General features: G+C 57.1%; 15 protein-coding genes and 1 tRNA gene. 14 read left to right on the forward strand and 2 right to left on the reverse strand.

Annotated features, from left to right (window positions below; genetic code table 11):
- Positions 1-101: 101 nt before the first annotated feature.
- The gene (locus tag B5G34_RS18410) at positions 102-740 is read right to left on the reverse strand and encodes a hypothetical protein (protein WP_140397211.1); all 639 of its coding nucleotides are present in this window, start codon (positions 738-740) and stop codon (positions 102-104) included.
- A 205-nt stretch (positions 741-945) separates the two neighbouring features.
- Here B5G34_RS18410 and B5G34_RS06175 point away from each other — a divergent pair, with 205 nt between their 5' ends.
- The 3 genes from B5G34_RS06175 to B5G34_RS06190 all read left to right on the forward strand — a co-directional run bounded on the left by B5G34_RS06175 (position 946) and on the right by B5G34_RS06190 (position 5,322).
- Positions 946-2,553: a hypothetical protein gene (locus tag B5G34_RS06175; RefSeq protein ID WP_087335272.1), complete on the forward strand. Its 1,608-nt coding sequence runs from the start codon at positions 946-948 to the stop codon at positions 2,551-2,553.
- A gap of 29 nt (positions 2,554-2,582) precedes the next feature.
- Positions 2,583-3,836, forward strand: a complete 1,254-nt coding sequence (locus B5G34_RS06180; RefSeq protein ID WP_162609434.1) for a RecQ family ATP-dependent DNA helicase — start codon at positions 2,583-2,585, stop codon at positions 3,834-3,836.
- 283 nt (positions 3,837-4,119) lie between these two features.
- The gene (locus tag B5G34_RS06190; RefSeq protein ID WP_087335277.1) at positions 4,120-5,322 is read left to right on the forward strand and encodes a site-specific integrase; all 1,203 of its coding nucleotides are present in this window, start codon (positions 4,120-4,122) and stop codon (positions 5,320-5,322) included.
- Between the two features lie 75 nt (positions 5,323-5,397).
- Here B5G34_RS06190 and B5G34_RS06195 read toward each other — a convergent pair.
- A tRNA-Val gene (locus tag B5G34_RS06195) sits at positions 5,398-5,473 on the reverse strand.
- A gap of 130 nt (positions 5,474-5,603) precedes the next feature.
- Here B5G34_RS06195 and fabG point away from each other — a divergent pair.
- The 11 genes from fabG (at position 5,604) to B5G34_RS06250 (ending at position 15,679) form a co-directional block, all read left to right on the forward strand.
- Entirely contained in the window at positions 5,604-6,326 is a 723-nt protein-coding gene (gene fabG, locus B5G34_RS06200) for a 3-oxoacyl-ACP reductase FabG (protein ID WP_087335279.1), read from the forward strand.
- Between the two features lie 141 nt (positions 6,327-6,467).
- Positions 6,468-7,670 (forward strand): ABC transporter substrate-binding protein, encoded by a 1,203-nt coding sequence (locus B5G34_RS06205; protein WP_087335281.1) that lies wholly within the window; start codon positions 6,468-6,470, stop codon positions 7,668-7,670.
- Between the two features lie 181 nt (positions 7,671-7,851).
- Complete coding sequence (locus B5G34_RS06210; RefSeq protein WP_087335283.1) at positions 7,852-8,724, forward strand: branched-chain amino acid ABC transporter permease; 873 nt, start codon at positions 7,852-7,854, stop codon at positions 8,722-8,724.
- A gap of 10 nt (positions 8,725-8,734) precedes the next feature.
- Complete coding sequence (locus tag B5G34_RS06215) at positions 8,735-9,814, forward strand: branched-chain amino acid ABC transporter permease (RefSeq protein WP_087335286.1); 1,080 nt, start codon at positions 8,735-8,737, stop codon at positions 9,812-9,814.
- Positions 9,815-9,846: 32 nt separating this feature from the next.
- Entirely contained in the window at positions 9,847-10,671 is an 825-nt protein-coding gene (locus B5G34_RS06220; RefSeq protein ID WP_087335599.1) for an ABC transporter ATP-binding protein, read from the forward strand.
- A gap of 4 nt (positions 10,672-10,675) precedes the next feature.
- Positions 10,676-11,377, forward strand: coding sequence for an ABC transporter ATP-binding protein (locus B5G34_RS06225; protein WP_087335288.1), 702 nt, complete (start codon positions 10,676-10,678; stop codon positions 11,375-11,377).
- 158 nt (positions 11,378-11,535) lie between these two features.
- Positions 11,536-12,381, forward strand: coding sequence for a zinc dependent phospholipase C family protein (locus B5G34_RS06230; protein ID WP_087335291.1), 846 nt, complete (start codon positions 11,536-11,538; stop codon positions 12,379-12,381).
- Between the two features lie 178 nt (positions 12,382-12,559).
- The gene (locus tag B5G34_RS06235; RefSeq protein WP_087335292.1) at positions 12,560-12,772 is read left to right on the forward strand and encodes a FeoA family protein; all 213 of its coding nucleotides are present in this window, start codon (positions 12,560-12,562) and stop codon (positions 12,770-12,772) included.
- Positions 12,773-12,785: 13 nt separating this feature from the next.
- Positions 12,786-13,007 carry a FeoA family protein gene (locus tag B5G34_RS06240; protein ID WP_087335294.1) on the forward strand — a complete coding sequence of 74 codons (222 nt, stop codon included), beginning with the start codon at positions 12,786-12,788 and terminating at the stop codon, positions 13,005-13,007.
- A 77-nt stretch (positions 13,008-13,084) separates the two neighbouring features.
- A complete protein-coding gene (locus B5G34_RS06245) occupies positions 13,085-15,463 on the forward strand; it encodes a ferrous iron transporter B (RefSeq protein ID WP_087335296.1) in 2,379 nt (792 codons plus the stop codon).
- 39 nt (positions 15,464-15,502) lie between these two features.
- Positions 15,503-15,679 (forward strand): FeoB-associated Cys-rich membrane protein, encoded by a 177-nt coding sequence (locus B5G34_RS06250; protein WP_087335298.1) that lies wholly within the window; start codon positions 15,503-15,505, stop codon positions 15,677-15,679.
- Positions 15,680-15,685: the final 6 nt, after the last annotated feature.

Below are 15,685 nucleotides of genomic sequence, written 5' to 3' on the forward strand. Positions count from 1 at the left end.
CAGAAGACCATTGATCACCTGGTGGACCAGAGATCCATCCAACAGATCTATTCCGATTCCTACTCCATTGACCGGCATTTGAAGAGCACCTATCTGGTGGATCAGGGTAAAATCATATGTTTGCATAATATATCAGAAGTTTCGTCACTTAACTCTTGAAGTCCGGGCGCTATTACTTTGTTGAAAAAACCATCAGTGTCGTCAGGAAGAAAGTGAGTGAGCAGTTTATCTTGGAGAGTAAAAACATGACATTTGCAGTTTGAGGCATAGGTAAATAATCTGTTTAAAAGTGAACTATAAATGTCATTTCGTTGGGGACACTGAGTCATCGCATATGTTACGCACGATTCGTGTTGTTCCTGAGGAGTCTTCCCTGTATCGTTTCGGAAACTACGATAATAAGGGTGAGAACTCGTGTATACCTGATATGAACGAGAAAAGAGCGTCTTGCTATCAGAGAGAAGATGACAAATTACATCTTTTGACATTGTACATTGTCTATTTTTAAAAATAAAGTTTGCTTTGCAAAGAAAATGTGGCCTTATGTCAGAGGAGCGTTGGGATGTGTAGCCACAGGCATTCCAAAAGGATTCTCTTGCAGAGGTAATTTTATTAATTTTATCGGCATCGGTTAATCCATCTTCCTGGTCCTCTTGAAAAAAACCTCGCCCCCAAGGGGTAAGGGAAATGTTATCAGAATCGGAAAACGGATCGTCTAAAAATTGTGGTTCTTTTTGCATGGCTTTACCCCCTAAAATTAGTGAACGACAAACAAACGGGCGAATTAAGAGCGGAAATAATGGGAAGTGGAAGAATAAAATGAACAAAATAGCGTAAAAAAGATTTGCAATACTCAGCCGCCTGTTTCGGTACCAGCAAAGGATCGATGGTATCCTAGGACGTAAGCTCTGGTTGGAGCGAATGTCAATTGGAAGGAGCAACGAAATGCGAGAGGCGGTTACTTTAGATATGAAAAAAATACTATGCACATTTGCTTGTTCGGCGCAGGCCGATGAGCCCTATAATGTAGCAACTGTGCGGGTTCCAAATAGGCAGATTCGGAGCTTGCGCAAACGCCTAAGGGGATCCGAGAACTGGCAGATTGCAGATGGAGCTATCTATCATGTTTCCGGGGTTTCCGTTCCAGCAATCGCGTCCTGGGGCGATATGATGACCGTACGGGTTGCGGGCCGGGATCGACGCTATGGTATCCTACATTTGGATTACTTCGGAGTACGATATATTTTTGCTATTCCGGCCAGGGTAATGGGAAGCACTTTTGAACTACCGGGGTTTGACTTTAATTCGACAGAACTTCAGTTGCTCCGACTCATGGCGAGTGAATTGCGGGGTGTTGAAGATTCCCACGAGGTGCTGATTACGATGAAGCACCCTGCCCTTAAGACAGCAAAAGTGCAACGAAATGAGTGGCGTGAGGTTACAGTCGACCAGGAGAAGCTGCTTGATTTATTGTATCAGGAGCCATTGTTGCTACAGGTCATTGTGGCGGCAGTAGATGTGCAACTGCGCTCCTTCAAGCGCTTGAAACAGGCTCCTCTGGGTGTATACCATTTTCAAGTTACAAAGGGAAGTACCTGTGCAGATAGATGGCTGAGTCAGGTCTTACAAGCGGTGACTTTTGTCAATGAGAAGGGAAGATATGGAATGGGTCCAATCGAGATAATGATGCAAACACAGGCTGATTCAAAGGTATGTAGATATTTTCCAGATAGACTGGTGGTGGTGCGGACGAGCACGACATCGCATCTTAGACCACTGTTGGATGAAATGGAACTGGCGGAAGCGAATAGAAAGGCGGGTTGGAATAAGATGGAGAAGTCTATGGGAACTCCGATTGTAATATCGCAGGGCCTGCTTCACTGCCGGAAAGCTGTGGATTTCCTTGTCCCCGCTGATATTACGGAGCTTTCCGGCGAAGAGCAGGACCTGCTTAGGGCGGCTGCAGCCCAGGTGCTAAGCAGGGGAACAGCTAGGAATGTTTTAGAACAGTGGGAGGTCAGCACATCTGGAATGTATGCATACCGCCTCGATTGGTTTCAGATTTGGCGGGATATTTTAATCAAAAATATTGTGCAAACATGGTTTGGCGACAGCCCATTATGGCAGAGGGCGCAGCAGCTGTTGCACAAGACACAGCAACAGCAGGAACGAGAGGAACGTGAACGGGAAAAGAAAATCGCAGATGCGGTGGAGTTGTTGGGGGATCCTGACCGATTCAAAAATCAAATTTTAACAGAGCGACCAGAGAGCAAGGAAGAGGCTGAGATGTGCCTAAGCAGTGATGCAGTTGCGTTCCGAATCACTTTTCAGAAGGGGGCGGACAAGGGAAGGACGGCACTTGCATTTACAAAGGGCTCACTCCAGAGATTGTTGCGAGGATATGGATGCAGCGAAATGTACTACGAGGCAGTGTTGTCTCGCTGTGAAAAATTGGGATTATTAGATGATAAAAATCGCTCAATTACGTTGGGGAAGGAAACATTCAATGCTGTGACAATTTGGGTGAAAAGTGATGAAGTTTTAAAATTTTAAAGTTGTTTCGATTGAAATGAGGTGTGAATGTGCTCTTACATAGTACAGCTGCGACTGCTGGCATACTTAAAAATTTGGGTGTCGACAACTTGTACGACTGGCAGAAAGAAGTGCTGCATGAAATTTATCGAGGCAGTGATATCTTCCTGCAGCAAGCAACCGGGGGTGGGAAGAGTTTGGTATACCAGCTGCCTGCTGCGGCAGAGGTGGGGCGAGCGCTTACCATTGTAATTTCTCCATTGAAAGCACTTCAAGCAGACCAAGTGGCCAAATTAAAGAAGAGTGGAATCCGTGCTGTTGCGCTCAACGGAGACCTCTCAGATGCTGAAAGGAGGAGAGTGCTAACGGACTTGCCGGACACGGCGTTGTTATATTTGGCTCCTGAGCAACTATGGGCAGACGATTTGAGGGGGGCGCTGTGTCGGTGCCACATTGAACGCGTTGTCCTGGACGAGGCACATATTTTACCACAGGTAGAGCTGAGTTTCCGAAAGGCATATGCGGCTATTGGAGAATTCCTTTCCAGCCTGCCGGTACGGCCTCAAATTGTTGCCTGCAGCGCAACAACCACGCGGCGAGAGCGTAAATGGATCATACAATCTCTGGGTATGATTGAGCCGGTTTTCTTTATCTATCCCATGCGCCGCGATAATGTTCATATCGAGGTCAAGAAAATTGAGTGTCCTCCCAAAGAGCGTGGCACCGACTTGGAGAGTGTGATGTTTCATTGTGTTGAACGGGAACTACGCAGATGGAATGGAGAGGGTGCGGTTATTATTTACTGCCCGACAGTCAGACGGGTCAAGAAGCTATGCAAATGGTTAAATGGACGTGATTGGGCCACGATACGTTATACCGGGAAGATGTCCACAAAAAAACGAATGCAGGGGCAGACTGCATTTCTATCTGGAACTGCGCAAATCGTTGTTGCCACAAATGCATTCGGCCTTGGCATTGATAAATCAGATGTAAGACTGGTGATTCATGCTGGACTACCGCTGACGTTAAGTGGTTATGTTCAGGAAATCGGGCGTGTTGGACGGGATGGAAAGAGGGGAAGATGTGTTTTATTTTACACAGGAGGAGATATCAAACAAAATGAGCGGATTCTCAAAAAGGCCGGGAATGAAAAAGCGCAGAAGCGGGGCTTGAGAGGACTATATGCGCTCCAAAAGGTTCTGAAGTCAAATAAATGTATTTGGCACGAGGTCGAACGGTACTATGGGCAGAAAAAGGGTAAACGATGTGGTCATTGTTCACACTGCCTGGCAAAACAAACTTGAGGGGGCAAGCAATATGTCGGAAACTAGAGCGGAGCAAACGCAAGATACGAGAGTGGAACTACCAATGGTGCTCACTGTAGCCGAGCTAATCAAAGTCCTAAGGATCAGCAAAGGCGCTGCCTATGCCTTAATACGGTCAGGGCAGATTAAGGCACTGCCCATTCCTGGGCGTATTCGCATCTCGAAGTATGAGGTGCTGCGATATTTGGGAGGTCCTATAGAAGCGTAACCATAATCGAAAGGGGGCTGCCAGCCCCCTTTCGATTTGAAAAGGAGGATAAAAATGAAAAATAGTAAAAGTAGCCGTAATGCACCGGGAGCCGGGACGATTCGGAAAAAAGTAGTGCGAAGAGGTGGTAAAGAGTATAGTTACTGGGAGGCGCGGTACACGGTGGGGTATGATCCCGGTACAGGCAAACAGTTGCAGCGATCTATAACTGCAAAAACCCAGCGAGAAGCGGCACAAAAGTTGCGGCAGGTGACGTTGAAGTTGGACCAGGGAACCTATCATGCCCCGTGTAAATTAACGGTGGCCCAGTGGCTGGATATGTGGGCGGCAGATTACTTGGGAGATGTGAAAAGGTCTACCGCTCACCTCTATCGAGAGAACATTCGACTATACCTGAAACCAGCATTGGGAGCAGTCAGATTAGAGGCACTGACAACGCCTGCAATCCAGAAAATATATAATCGGTTGGTAAGTACTGAACGAGATGGGCAGGGGTTATCACCTAAAACCGTGAAAAATATTCATGGAGTATTACATCAGGCGCTTCAGCAGGCAGTAGCCATCGGATATCTGAGATTCAATCCGGCAGCAGCATGTACACTGCCGCGCATTGTGAAGAAGCAAATCAAACCTCTGGAAGAAGATCAGATTGCCCGCTTTTTGGAGGCTATACAAGGTCACCGGCATGAGATCCTCTATAAGGTGGCGCTATTTACCGGCATGCGGGAAGGGGAAGTTTTGGGACTGATGTGGGATTGTGTGGACTTTGAACACAATACCATAACGGTAGACAAGCAACTGCGCCGAGCGCAGGAAAAAGGAGGAGAATACTATTTGGCGCCACCCAAGAACAACAAAGCCCGTGTAATTACAGTTGCGCCATCGGTCATAAAGCTGCTGCGTGTGCAACAGAGAAGGCAGGCCGAACAGCGCCTGGCATTAGGGCCGGTCTGGAAAGGAAGCGGCTTGGTCTTTACAAATGAATTGGGTGATCGGTTGTCCTATCGAACAGTCTATGATTGCTTTAAGCGGATCGCGGCAAGTATAGGCTGTCCGAAGGCCAGATTCCATGACCTCCGCCATACCTACGCGGTGATGGCCTTGGAAAGCGGAGATGATATCAAAACAGTGCAGGAAAACCTGGGGCATCACGCCGCATCATTTACGCTTGATGTATACGGGCACATCACGGAGAGGATGAGACGGCAGAGTGCGGAGCGAATGGAACGCCTGATTCAGACAGTCTCGGGCGGATAAGGGAAAATCAAAGGGAAAACATGCTGTAAAAAAATAAAAAAGCCCTGGAACCTTTGTGGTTCCAGGGCTCATACCTGGTGGACGATACAGGACTTGAACCTGTGACCTCCCGCACGTCAAGCGGATGCTCTACCAGCTGAGCTAATCGTCCGAACAGCATGGACTATTATAGCGAAAAGGGGATAGCTTGTCAATACTTTTTTAAAAAATTCTCTTTTCAACCTGCCCGGAGACTGTTATACTCTGACTAACAGTAAGACAGTATGACTGGAGGTAAGACTATGGCAGGACGGGTGGTGCTCATCACCGGCGGCAGCCGGGGCATCGGCGCGGCGGCGGTCCGGCGGTTTGCCGCCGGGGGAGACAAGGTGGTGGTCAATTACTGCCGCTCCAGAGAGCGGGCGGAGGCCCTGGCGGCAGAGATCGGCGGGTGGGCAGTGGAGGCCGACGTGTCCGACCCGGTCCAGGTACGAAATATGGTTGACAATGTGTTGGATAAATTTTGTCAACTTGACATTCTGATATGTAACGCCGGCATTGCCCAACAGAAATTATTTGGCGATCTGACGGACGAGGACTGGCGGCGGATGTTTGCCGTCAATGTGGACGGCATGTTCTATGCCATCCGGGCGGCGCTGCCCCATTTCATCCACCGGAAGGCGGGGCGTATCCTGACGTTGTCTTCCATGTGGGGGCAGGTGGGAGGCTCCTGTGAGGTGGCCTATTCCGCCGCAAAAGCTGCTGTCATCGGGCTTACAAAGGCTTTGGCCAAGGAGTTGGGACCCTCCGGAATTACCGTGAACTGTGTGTCTCCCGGAGTCATTGACACCGAGATGAACGGCAACCTGAGCCCCGAGGATCTGGCTGCCCTGGCGGAGGAGACCCCTTTGGAGCGCATCGGCCGGCCGGAGGATGTGGCGGAAGCCCTGTGGTTTCTGGCTTCCGACGCCGCAAACTTCATTACGGGGCAGATTTTGTCTCCCAATGGCGGACTGATCATCTGAAATTGCCTGCTTGCGTTCACAAATTGTTCATGATTCACACAAGGACCCTCCCTGAGCGGAGGGCCCTTGTGCATTTTTGAGGTTGACAATTTCCGACGACACGCATATAATTGTCAACAACTTCTCAAAGGAGGAATTACAATGAAAAAGTCTCGCATCCTGTCTCTTGCGCTGGCGGGTGCTCTGAGCTTCTCCATGCTGGCCGGCTGCGGCGGCGGCACCCAGGGCGGCTCCGCCAACACCCCTTCCGGTGGTAATGAGACCACCAGCGGCAACACCGAAGGCGCCATCAAGATCGGCGGCATCGGCCCCCTGACTGGCTCCGCCGCTGTGTACGGCCTGGCCACCAAGCAGGGCGCCGAGATCGCCATTCAGGAGATCAACGCTCTGGGCGGCCTGCAGTTTGTTCTGGATTCCCAGGACGATGAGGGCGACACCGAGAAGGCTGTCAACGCCTACAACAAGCTGATCGGCGACGGCGCTCAGATCATCTACGGCTGCACCACCACCAACCCCTGCGTGGCCGTGGCCGCTGAGACCTATGCCGCCCGCTACTTCCAGCTCACTCCTTCCGCCTCCTCCACTACCGTGACCGAGGGCAAGGACAACGTGTTCCAGGTGTGCTTCACCGACCCCAACCAGGGCATCACTGCTGCCAACTACATCAAGGACAACAACCTGGGTACCAAGATCGCTGTCATCTACAACAACGGCGACGCCTACTCCACCGGCATCTACAACTCCTTCCAGGCCACCGCTGAGGAGATCGGCCTGGAGATCGTCACCGTGCAGACCTTCCCCGACGACAGCAACACCGACTTCAACGTGCAGCTGACCGCCGCCAAGGACGCCGGCGCCGACCTGGTGTTTATGCCCATCTACTACACTCCCGCTTCCCTGATCCTGTCCCAGGCCCAGGCCATGGGCTATGAGCCCACCTTCTTCGGCTGCGACGGCATGGACGGCATCCTGGACCTGGAGGGCTTTGACGTGTCTCTGGCCGAGGGCCTGATGCTCATGACCCCCTTCAACGCCTGGGGCGAGGATGAGCGCACCGTCAACTTCGTGACCGAGTATCAGGAAGCTTACGGCGGCATCCCCAACCAGTTCGCCGCTGACGGCTACGACTGCATGTACGCCATCTACGAGGCCTGCACCGCCGCCGGCATCACCGCCGACATGAGCGCCCAGGACATCTGCGAGGCCCTGATCGCTCAGTTCACCTCCGCTGACTTCAGCGTGGACGGCCTGACCGGCACCGGCATGACCTGGTCCGCCAACGGCGAGGTCTCCAAGGCCCCCGTGGTGGTCAAGGTTGAGGGCGGCGTGTACGTCACTCAGTAATGTGAATCGGAATACCACCGCTTGACAGGGACCCAGAAGCGGGTTGCCGGGGGGACCCGGCAGCCCGCTTTTCCCCATGTATCCCCAATCGGATGTATGGTGGAAACATCGGCAGCCCTTCCGGACCGCCGATGTTTCTGCCATACACAGAACAGAGAAAACAAGTAGAGAGGTGAATGGTTTGAGCTTCCTCAACAATCTGATCACCGGTATCAGCCTGGGCAGCGTCTACGCCATCATCGCCCTGGGCTACACCATGGTGTACGGCATTGCCAAGATGCTGAACTTTGCCCACGGCGACGTCATCATGGTGGGCGCCTATGTGATCTTCTTCGCCACCGGCAGCTTCGGCCTCAACCCCATCGTGGGCATCCTGCTGGCCGTGGTGGTATGTACCGTGCTGGGTGTGGTCATTGAAGGCCTGGCCTACAAGCCCCTGCGGCAGGCCACCTCCCTGGCCGTGCTCATCACCGCCATCGGCGTCAGCTACTTCCTGCAAAATGCCGCCCTGCTGCTGTGGGGGGCGGACCCCAAGGTGTTTACCTCCGTCATCCCCGAGGGTTCCCTGCCCATTGAGGGCGTGAACATCACCTATGTGTCCCTGGTCACCGTGCTGGCCTGTATCGTGATTATGCTGGCCCTCACCTGGTTTACCACCAAGACCAAGATGGGCAAGGCCATGCGTGCCTGCTCCGAGGACAAGGCGGCGGCCCAGCTCATGGGCATCAACGTCAACCGCACCATCTCCATGACCTTTGCCATCGGCTCCGCCCTGGCGGCCATCGCCAGCGCCCTGCTCTTCTCCAGCTACAAGAACCTGATCCCCACCAGCGGCTCCCTGCCCGGCATCAAGGCCTTTACCGCCGCCGTCTTCGGCGGCATCGGCTCCATCCCCGGCGCCATGCTGGGCGGTATCCTGCTGGGCATCATCGAGACCTTCGCCAAGGTGATTAACACCAATATCTCCGACGCGGTGGTCTTCGCCGTGCTCATCATCGTGCTGCTGGTCAAGCCCGCCGGTCTGCTGGGCAAGACCGTCCGCGAGAAAGTGTGAGGTGGCCGATATGAAGAAACTCTCTCCCGGCCGCAAGCGGCTGGTCAGCAACAGCATTACCTACGGCATCGTGATTGCCGCCTTTATCATCCTGCAGGTGTGCAACGCCGGCGGACTGCTCTCCCCCTCCATCCAGGGCCAGCTGGTGCCCATCTGCGCCTATGTGGTCATGGCCATCGCCCTGAACCTGGTGGTGGGCATCTCCGGCGAGCTGAGCCTGGGCCACGCCGGCTTTATGAGCGTGGGCGCCTTCTCCGGCGTGGTGGCCGCCCTGTCCCTGCAGAATGCCATCCCCAATGACGGCCTCCGCCTGGCGGTGGCCATGGTCATCGGCGCCGCCCTGGCCGGTGTGGCCGGCGTCATCGTGGGCGTGCCCGTGCTCCGTCTGCGGGGCGACTATCTGGCCATCGTCACCCTGGCCTTTGGCGAGATCATCCGCAACATCTTCAATGTGCTCTACGTAGGCGTGGATGAAAACGGCCTCCACTTCTCCCTGCAGAATGAGATGGCCCTCAATCTGGCCGAGGGGGGCAAGTCCATCCTGAAGGGGCCCATGGGCTTCACCACCAACGTGAAGCTGGCCACCTTCACCGCAGGCTTTATCCTGGTGCTCATCACCCTGACTGTGGCCCTCAACCTCATCAACAGCCGCTCCGGCCGGGCTATCATGGCCCTGCGGGACAACCGCATTGCCGCTGAGAGCGTGGGCATCGGCGCCACCAAGTACAAGCTGATGGCCTTCGTCACCTCCGCCGTGCTGGCGGGCGCTGCCGGCGTACTCTACGCCATGAACTACTCCTCCATGGCCCCCAAGAAGTTCGACTTCAACACCTCCATCCTCATTCTGGTGTTCGTGGTGCTGGGCGGCATCGGCAACATCCGTGGCTCCATCATCGCCGCCGCCTTCCTCACCTACCTGCCCGAGCTGCTGCGCAACTTCAACCTGGATGAGTACCGGATGCTGGTGTACGCCATCGTCCTGATCCTGGTGATGCTGGTCACCAACAACCCCACCCTGCGCAGCCTGTTTACCTTTGCCGGGCGCAAGGCCAAGAAAGAAGAAGCACAGAAGGGAGGCGCGGTACAGTGAACGAACGGCTCAAGAACAAGCAGCCCACCAAGATGGTGCCTGTGCCCAGCCATTCCATCGTCCCCGAGCGTGACGTGGATAAGCCCCCCATTCTGGAGTGCCAGCACCTGGGCATCGATTTCGGCGGTCTGACCGCCGTCAACGAGTTCAACCTCACCGTGGGCCGCACCGAGATCGCCGGCCTCATCGGCCCCAACGGCGCCGGCAAGACCACGGTGTTTAACCTGCTGACCAAGGTGTACCAGCCCACCCGGGGCACCATTCTGCTGGACGGCAAGGACACCCACGGCATGAACACCGTCCAGGTGAACAAGGCGGGCATCGCCCGTACTTTCCAGAACATCCGCCTGTTTGACAAGCTCACCGTGGAGGACAACGTGAAGATCGGCCTCCACAACCAGGTCCGCTACCCCATGTGGAGCGGCGTGCTGCGCCTGCCCAGCTACTGGAAGAAGGAGAAGCTGGCCCACGAGAGTGCCATGGAGCTGCTCCACATCTTCGACATGGAGGATCTGGCCAACCACCAGGCGGGCAGCCTGCCCTACGGTGCCCAGCGCCGGCTGGAGATCATCCGCGCCCTGGCCACCAACCCCTCCCTGCTGCTGCTGGACGAGCCGGCGGCCGGCATGAACCCCTCCGAGACCGCCGATCTGATGGAAAATATCCTGAAGATCCGGGACACCTTCCAGATCGCCATCATGCTCATCGAGCACGACATGAACCTGGTCATGGGCATCTGCGAGGGCATCTGCGTGCTCAATTTCGGTCAGGTCATCGCCAAGGGTACCCCCGCCGAGATCCAGGCCAACCCCAAGGTGGTGGAGGCCTACCTGGGCAGCCAGAAGAAGGAGGGCTGACACCATGCTGAAGGTCAACAACATCAACGTCTACTACGGCGCCATCCACGCCATCAAGGACGTGTCCTTTGAGGTCAACGACGGCGAGATCGTCACCCTCATCGGCGCCAACGGCGCCGGCAAATCCACCACGCTCCAGACCATCTCCGGTCTGCTGCGCTCCCGTACCGGCTCCATCGAGTTCATGGGCAAGGATATCGGCAGCGTGCCCCCCGACAAGCTGGTGGCCCACGGCCTGGCCCAGGTGCCCGAGGGCCGCCGGGTCTTCCTCCAGATGACGGTGGAGGAGAATCTGGAGATGGGCGCCTTTACCCAGCCAAACTCCACCATTGCCCCCAATATGGAGCGGGTGTACGCCCAGTTCCCCCGGCTGAAGGAGCGCCGCCGTCAGGTGGCGGGCACCCTGTCCGGCGGCGAGCAGCAGATGCTGGCCATGGGCCGCGCCCTCATGTCCAACCCCAAGCTGCTCATGCTGGATGAGCCCTCCATGGGTCTGGCTCCCATCCTGGTGGAGCAGATCTTCGATATCATCAAGGAGCTGCACAAGGCGGGCACCACCATCCTGCTGGTGGAGCAGAATGCCCAGATGGCCCTCTCCGTGGCCGACCGCGGCTACGTGCTGGAGACCGGCAAGGTGACCCTCACCGGCCCCGGCAAGGAGCTGCTGGCCGACGAGGGTGTCAAGAAAGCCTACCTGGGCGGCTGAGCCCAAGACAAAAAAGGAGCGTCCCGCCGGGACGCTCCTTTTTCCTTTGGAGATCGAAAGATTTAACATTTTTTTGCTTTCTCTCCTTGACACACAGTGCTAGAATAAAACTATAAAATGGACTGTTATGGACTGTGACAGGAGGGACATACAGGAACATGCCAAATTACTACGCGCACCTGAAGTTTGGAGATAAAGTCCTGGGCGGCCTGCCGGCGCCGCTGGCTCAGGCCATCGACCGCGAGCGGGAGGCCTTTGACCTGGGCTGCCTGGGACCCGACCCGCTGTTTTTCTACCAGCCCATCCGCCCCAACGCCGTGCGGCGGGAGGGGGTGCGGATGCACCGCAATTCCGCCCTGCCCGCTGTAGAGCGGCTGCGCCAGGCCATTGAGGACCAGGTGCCCATGTCGGTGGGCTACGGGGCGGGCTTTCTGTGCCACCTGGCTCTGGACAGCGCCTGCCACGGCTATGTGGACGAGCGCTCCGCCGAGGGCCCCATCTCCCACATGGCCATGGAGGGGGAATTTGACCGGATGCTCATGGCCGGCGACGGCCTGGACGCCGGCAGTCAGGCCCACCTGCCTGTGCCCCCCCACAAGGAGAGCCAGGTGTGGGACGCCGCTGCCTGCGCCTATGTCCACGCCTCCCCCCGGCAGGTCCGCCGGGCCTACAAGGCCATGAACTTCTATCTGGACTTCTTCGCCCGCTCCTGCGGCACCCGCCGGGGCAAGGTCATCGGGGCGGTGAGCCGGATGCTCCCCATCCAGTCTGCCAAGGATGTGGCCCTGAAGGAGACCCCCCATCCCGCCTCCCTGGAGAGCAGCGCCCACCTGGACCGGCTGCTGGAGGGGGCGGTGGACGAGACCACCCGTCAGATCGACGCATTCTTCCAGGCCATCCGGGAGGAAGCCCCTGTGCCCGCCTGGTTTGACCGGGATTTTAAGGGCACTCCCCAGGCAGGGGAGCGGAGCTGGAACGCCGTACACATCGGCGCCCTGTCCTGACAACTCCATAGAGAAGCTTTGGGCGGCCCTTGCGGCCGCCCGTTTTTATATGCAGGAAAAATTTTAAAAAAGGGATTGACAACATCGGTTAGTTGGTGTAAACTCATACCCACCGAAAGGGTTAGCGATTGCTAACTAAAGATGAGAGGCGGGACAGCCGCCGCTGGAGGGAGGAACTATGATGCCGCTGACATTGGCAGGCCGGGGAGAACCGGTGACCATCCGCAAGATCACGGGAAAGGATGAGATCCGCCAGCACCTGGCCGAGCTTGGTTTTGTAATGGACGCCACGGTCACCGTGGTCAGTGAGATGGGCGGGAACCTGATCGTGCAGGTCAAGGACAGCCGCATCGCCCTGGACCGGAACATGGCCGGACGAATCATGATCTGAGAGGAGCAGCGCAATGAGAACTTTGAAGGACGCCAAGGTGGGGGAGACCGTTACGGTGGCCCGCCTCCACGGCGAGGGTGCGGTGAAGCGCCGCATCATGGACATGGGCATCACCAAGGGCGTGGAGATCCATGTACGGAAGGTGGCCCCCCTGGGAGACCCCATGGAGCTGAGCGTGCGGGGCTATGAGCTGAGCGTACGCCGGGCCGACGCAGAGATGATCGAGGTGGGGTAATATCCCCTGTGCCGTCGGAGGACGGCGTTTTTTCAGAATAGCGGTTAGCTATAGCTAATTGAGGAGGGAGCAAGAAGATGGAGTTGAAGATCGCGCTGGCGGGCAATCCGAACTGCGGTAAAACCACCCTGTTCAATGCCCTGACCGGCTCCAGCCAATATGTGGGCAACTGGCCCGGTGTGACGGTGGAAAAGAAGGAGGGCAAGCTGAAGGGCCACAAGGATGTGGTCATCCAGGACCTGCCCGGTATCTATTCCCTGTCCCCCTACACCCTGGAAGAGGTGGTGGCCCGGAACTATCTGGTGAATGAGAAGCCGGACGCCATCCTGAACATTGTGGACGGCACCAACATCGAGCGCAACCTGTACCTCACCACCCAGCTCATCGAGCTGGGCATCCCGGTGGTGGTGGCTGTCAACATGATCGACCTGGTGCGCAAGAACGGGGACGTCATTGACCTGCAGAAGCTGGGCAGCGCCCTGGGCTGCCAGGTGGTGGAGATGAGCGCCCTGAAGGGCGAGGGCGGCAAGGAGGCCGCCCAGAAGGCGGTGGAGCTGGCCAAGAGCCACAGGGCCGGCGAACTGCCCCATGTGTTCACCGGCAGTGTGGAGCACGCCATCGCCCACATTGAGGAGTCCATTGCCGACCTGGTGGAGGAGCGGTACCTCCGCTGGTACGCCATCAAGGTCTTTGAACGGGATGAGAAGGTGCTGGAGCAGCTCCGCCTCACCGGCGAGCTGAAGGAGCACCTGGAGGCCCACATCGCCGACTGTGAGCGGGAGCTGGACGACGACGCCGAGAGTATCATCACCAACCAGCGCTACTCCTACATCAGCTCTGTGGTGGGCAAGGCCGTGAAGAAAAAGCGGGCCGCCCACTCCATGACCACCTCCGACAAGATCGACCGCATTGTCACCAACCGCATCCTGGCCCTGCCCATCTTTGTGGCGGTGATGATCCTGGTGTACTCCATCGCTATGGGCGGCAGCGCCTTTGCCATCGGCACCCGTGCTACCGACTGGGCCAACGACGGCCTGTTCGGCGACGGCTGGTTCGTTCCCTTCACCGCCGACGTGGACGCCTGGGAGGAAGATTCCGGCGCCTGGGAGGAGGCCTCCGCCATGATCGAGGGCTATGAGGCCGGTGACAGCGAGGTCTACTTCTACGACGACGAGACCGGCGAGACCACTGTGGTGCCCGTCACCCAGGAGGCCTATCAGGCTGCCCTCCAGGTGTCCGAGCCCGATCCCAACGACTACGGTACTTGGGTACCCGGTATTCCCGTGCTGGTGGAGGGAGCCCTCACCTCCTGGAATACCCATCCCGTGGTCCAGGCCCTGATCCTGGACGGCATCATCGGCGGCGTGGGCGCCGTGCTGGGCTTCGTGCCCCAGATGCTGGTGCTCTTTCTGCTGCTGGCCCTGCTGGAGGACTGCGGCTACATGGCCCGGGTGGCATTCATCATGGACCGGATCTTCCGCCGCTTCGGCCTGTCCGGCAAGAGCTTCATCCCCATGCTGGTGGCCACCGGCTGCGGTGTGCCCGGCATCATGGCCTCCCGTACCATTGAGCAGGAGCGGGACCGGCGCATGACCATCATGACCACCGGCTTCATCCCCTGCGGCGCCAAAATGCCCATCATCGCCCTGTTCGCCGGGGCCCTGTTCGGGGGCTCCGCCTGGGTGGCTACCTCCGCCTACTTCATCGGCGTGGCGGCGGTGGTGATCTCCGGCATCATCCTGAAGAAGACCCGGGGCTTTGCCGGTGACCCCGCGCCCTTCGTCATGGAGCTGCCCGCCTACCACGCCCCCGCCGCCGGCAACGTGCTGCGGGCCATGTGGGAGCGGGGCTGGTCCTTCATCAAGCGGGCGGGCACTGTCATCCTGCTCTCCTCCGTCATCCTGTGGTTCCTCCAGGGCTTCGGCTTTGTGGACGGCGTGTTCCAGATGGTGGAGGACAACAACGACTCCCTGCTGGCCGCTGTGGGCCACGCGGCAGCCTTTGTCTTCGCCCCCCTGGGCTTCGGCACCTGGCAGGCCACCGTGGCGGTGGTCACCGGCCTCATCGCCAAGGAGGAGGTGGTCTCCACCTTCGGTGTGCTCTTCCCGGGCAACCAGACCCTGGAGATCGCCGCCCACTTCACCGCCATCTCCGCATACTCCTTCATGATCTTCAACCTGCTGTGCGCCCCCTGCTTTGCTGCCATGGGCGCCATCAAGCGGGAGATGAACAGCCCCAAGTGGACCTTTGCCGCCATCGGCTATATGTGCGGTTTTGCCTATGTGATCTCCCTCATCGTCTACCAGATCGGCGGGCTCATCATGGGCCTGGTGCCCTTCGGTGTGGGCACCGTGGCCGCCCTGATCTGCCTGGCGGGCCTCATCTACCTGCTGGTGCGCAAGAATAAGTACGAGGAATCCGACGTCAATCTGCGGGCGGTGGCCGCCGCCAAGTAAAGCGGCCCGCCCATTCCCATCCAGAAAGGAGCAGTTACTATGCTATCCACCATTCTCATCAGTTTCGCCATTTTTGCGGTGTGCGCCGCCGTCACCTACCGGGGCGTTCAGAATCGCCGTCAGGGCAAGAGCAGCTGCTCCTGCGGAGGCTCCTGCGGCAGCTGCGGCTGCAACGGGGCGTGCCACGGTACCCATGAGAAATCCACCGCCGGCTGAGGAAGG

Source organism: Flavonifractor sp. An82 (assembly GCF_002159265.1).
GTDB lineage: Bacteria > Bacillota > Clostridia > Oscillospirales > Oscillospiraceae > Flavonifractor.

What these genes read in the sequence shown, in the direction of transcription:
- B5G34_RS18410 (WP_140397211.1), bottom strand. Translation starts at nt 740, where the DNA reads ATGCAAAAAGAACCACAATTTTTAGACGATCCGTTTTCCGATTCTGAT.
- B5G34_RS06175 (WP_087335272.1), top strand. Translation starts at nt 946, where the DNA reads ATGCGAGAGGCGGTTACTTTAGATATGAAAAAAATACTATGCACATTT.
- B5G34_RS06190 (WP_087335277.1), top strand. Translation starts at nt 4,120, where the DNA reads ATGAAAAATAGTAAAAGTAGCCGTAATGCACCGGGAGCCGGGACGATT.
- fabG (WP_087335279.1), top strand. Translation starts at nt 5,604, where the DNA reads ATGGCAGGACGGGTGGTGCTCATCACCGGCGGCAGCCGGGGCATCGGC.
- B5G34_RS06205 (WP_087335281.1), top strand. Translation starts at nt 6,468, where the DNA reads ATGAAAAAGTCTCGCATCCTGTCTCTTGCGCTGGCGGGTGCTCTGAGC.
- B5G34_RS06215 (WP_087335286.1), top strand. Translation starts at nt 8,735, where the DNA reads ATGAAGAAACTCTCTCCCGGCCGCAAGCGGCTGGTCAGCAACAGCATT.
- B5G34_RS06220 (WP_087335599.1), top strand. Translation starts at nt 9,847, where the DNA reads ATGGTGCCTGTGCCCAGCCATTCCATCGTCCCCGAGCGTGACGTGGAT.
- B5G34_RS06225 (WP_087335288.1), top strand. Translation starts at nt 10,676, where the DNA reads ATGCTGAAGGTCAACAACATCAACGTCTACTACGGCGCCATCCACGCC.
- B5G34_RS06230 (WP_087335291.1), top strand. Translation starts at nt 11,536, where the DNA reads ATGCCAAATTACTACGCGCACCTGAAGTTTGGAGATAAAGTCCTGGGC.
- B5G34_RS06235 (WP_087335292.1), top strand. Translation starts at nt 12,560, where the DNA reads ATGATGCCGCTGACATTGGCAGGCCGGGGAGAACCGGTGACCATCCGC.
- B5G34_RS06240 (WP_087335294.1), top strand. Translation starts at nt 12,786, where the DNA reads ATGAGAACTTTGAAGGACGCCAAGGTGGGGGAGACCGTTACGGTGGCC.
- B5G34_RS06245 (WP_087335296.1), top strand. Translation starts at nt 13,085, where the DNA reads ATGGAGTTGAAGATCGCGCTGGCGGGCAATCCGAACTGCGGTAAAACC.
- B5G34_RS06250 (WP_087335298.1), top strand. Translation starts at nt 15,503, where the DNA reads ATGCTATCCACCATTCTCATCAGTTTCGCCATTTTTGCGGTGTGCGCC.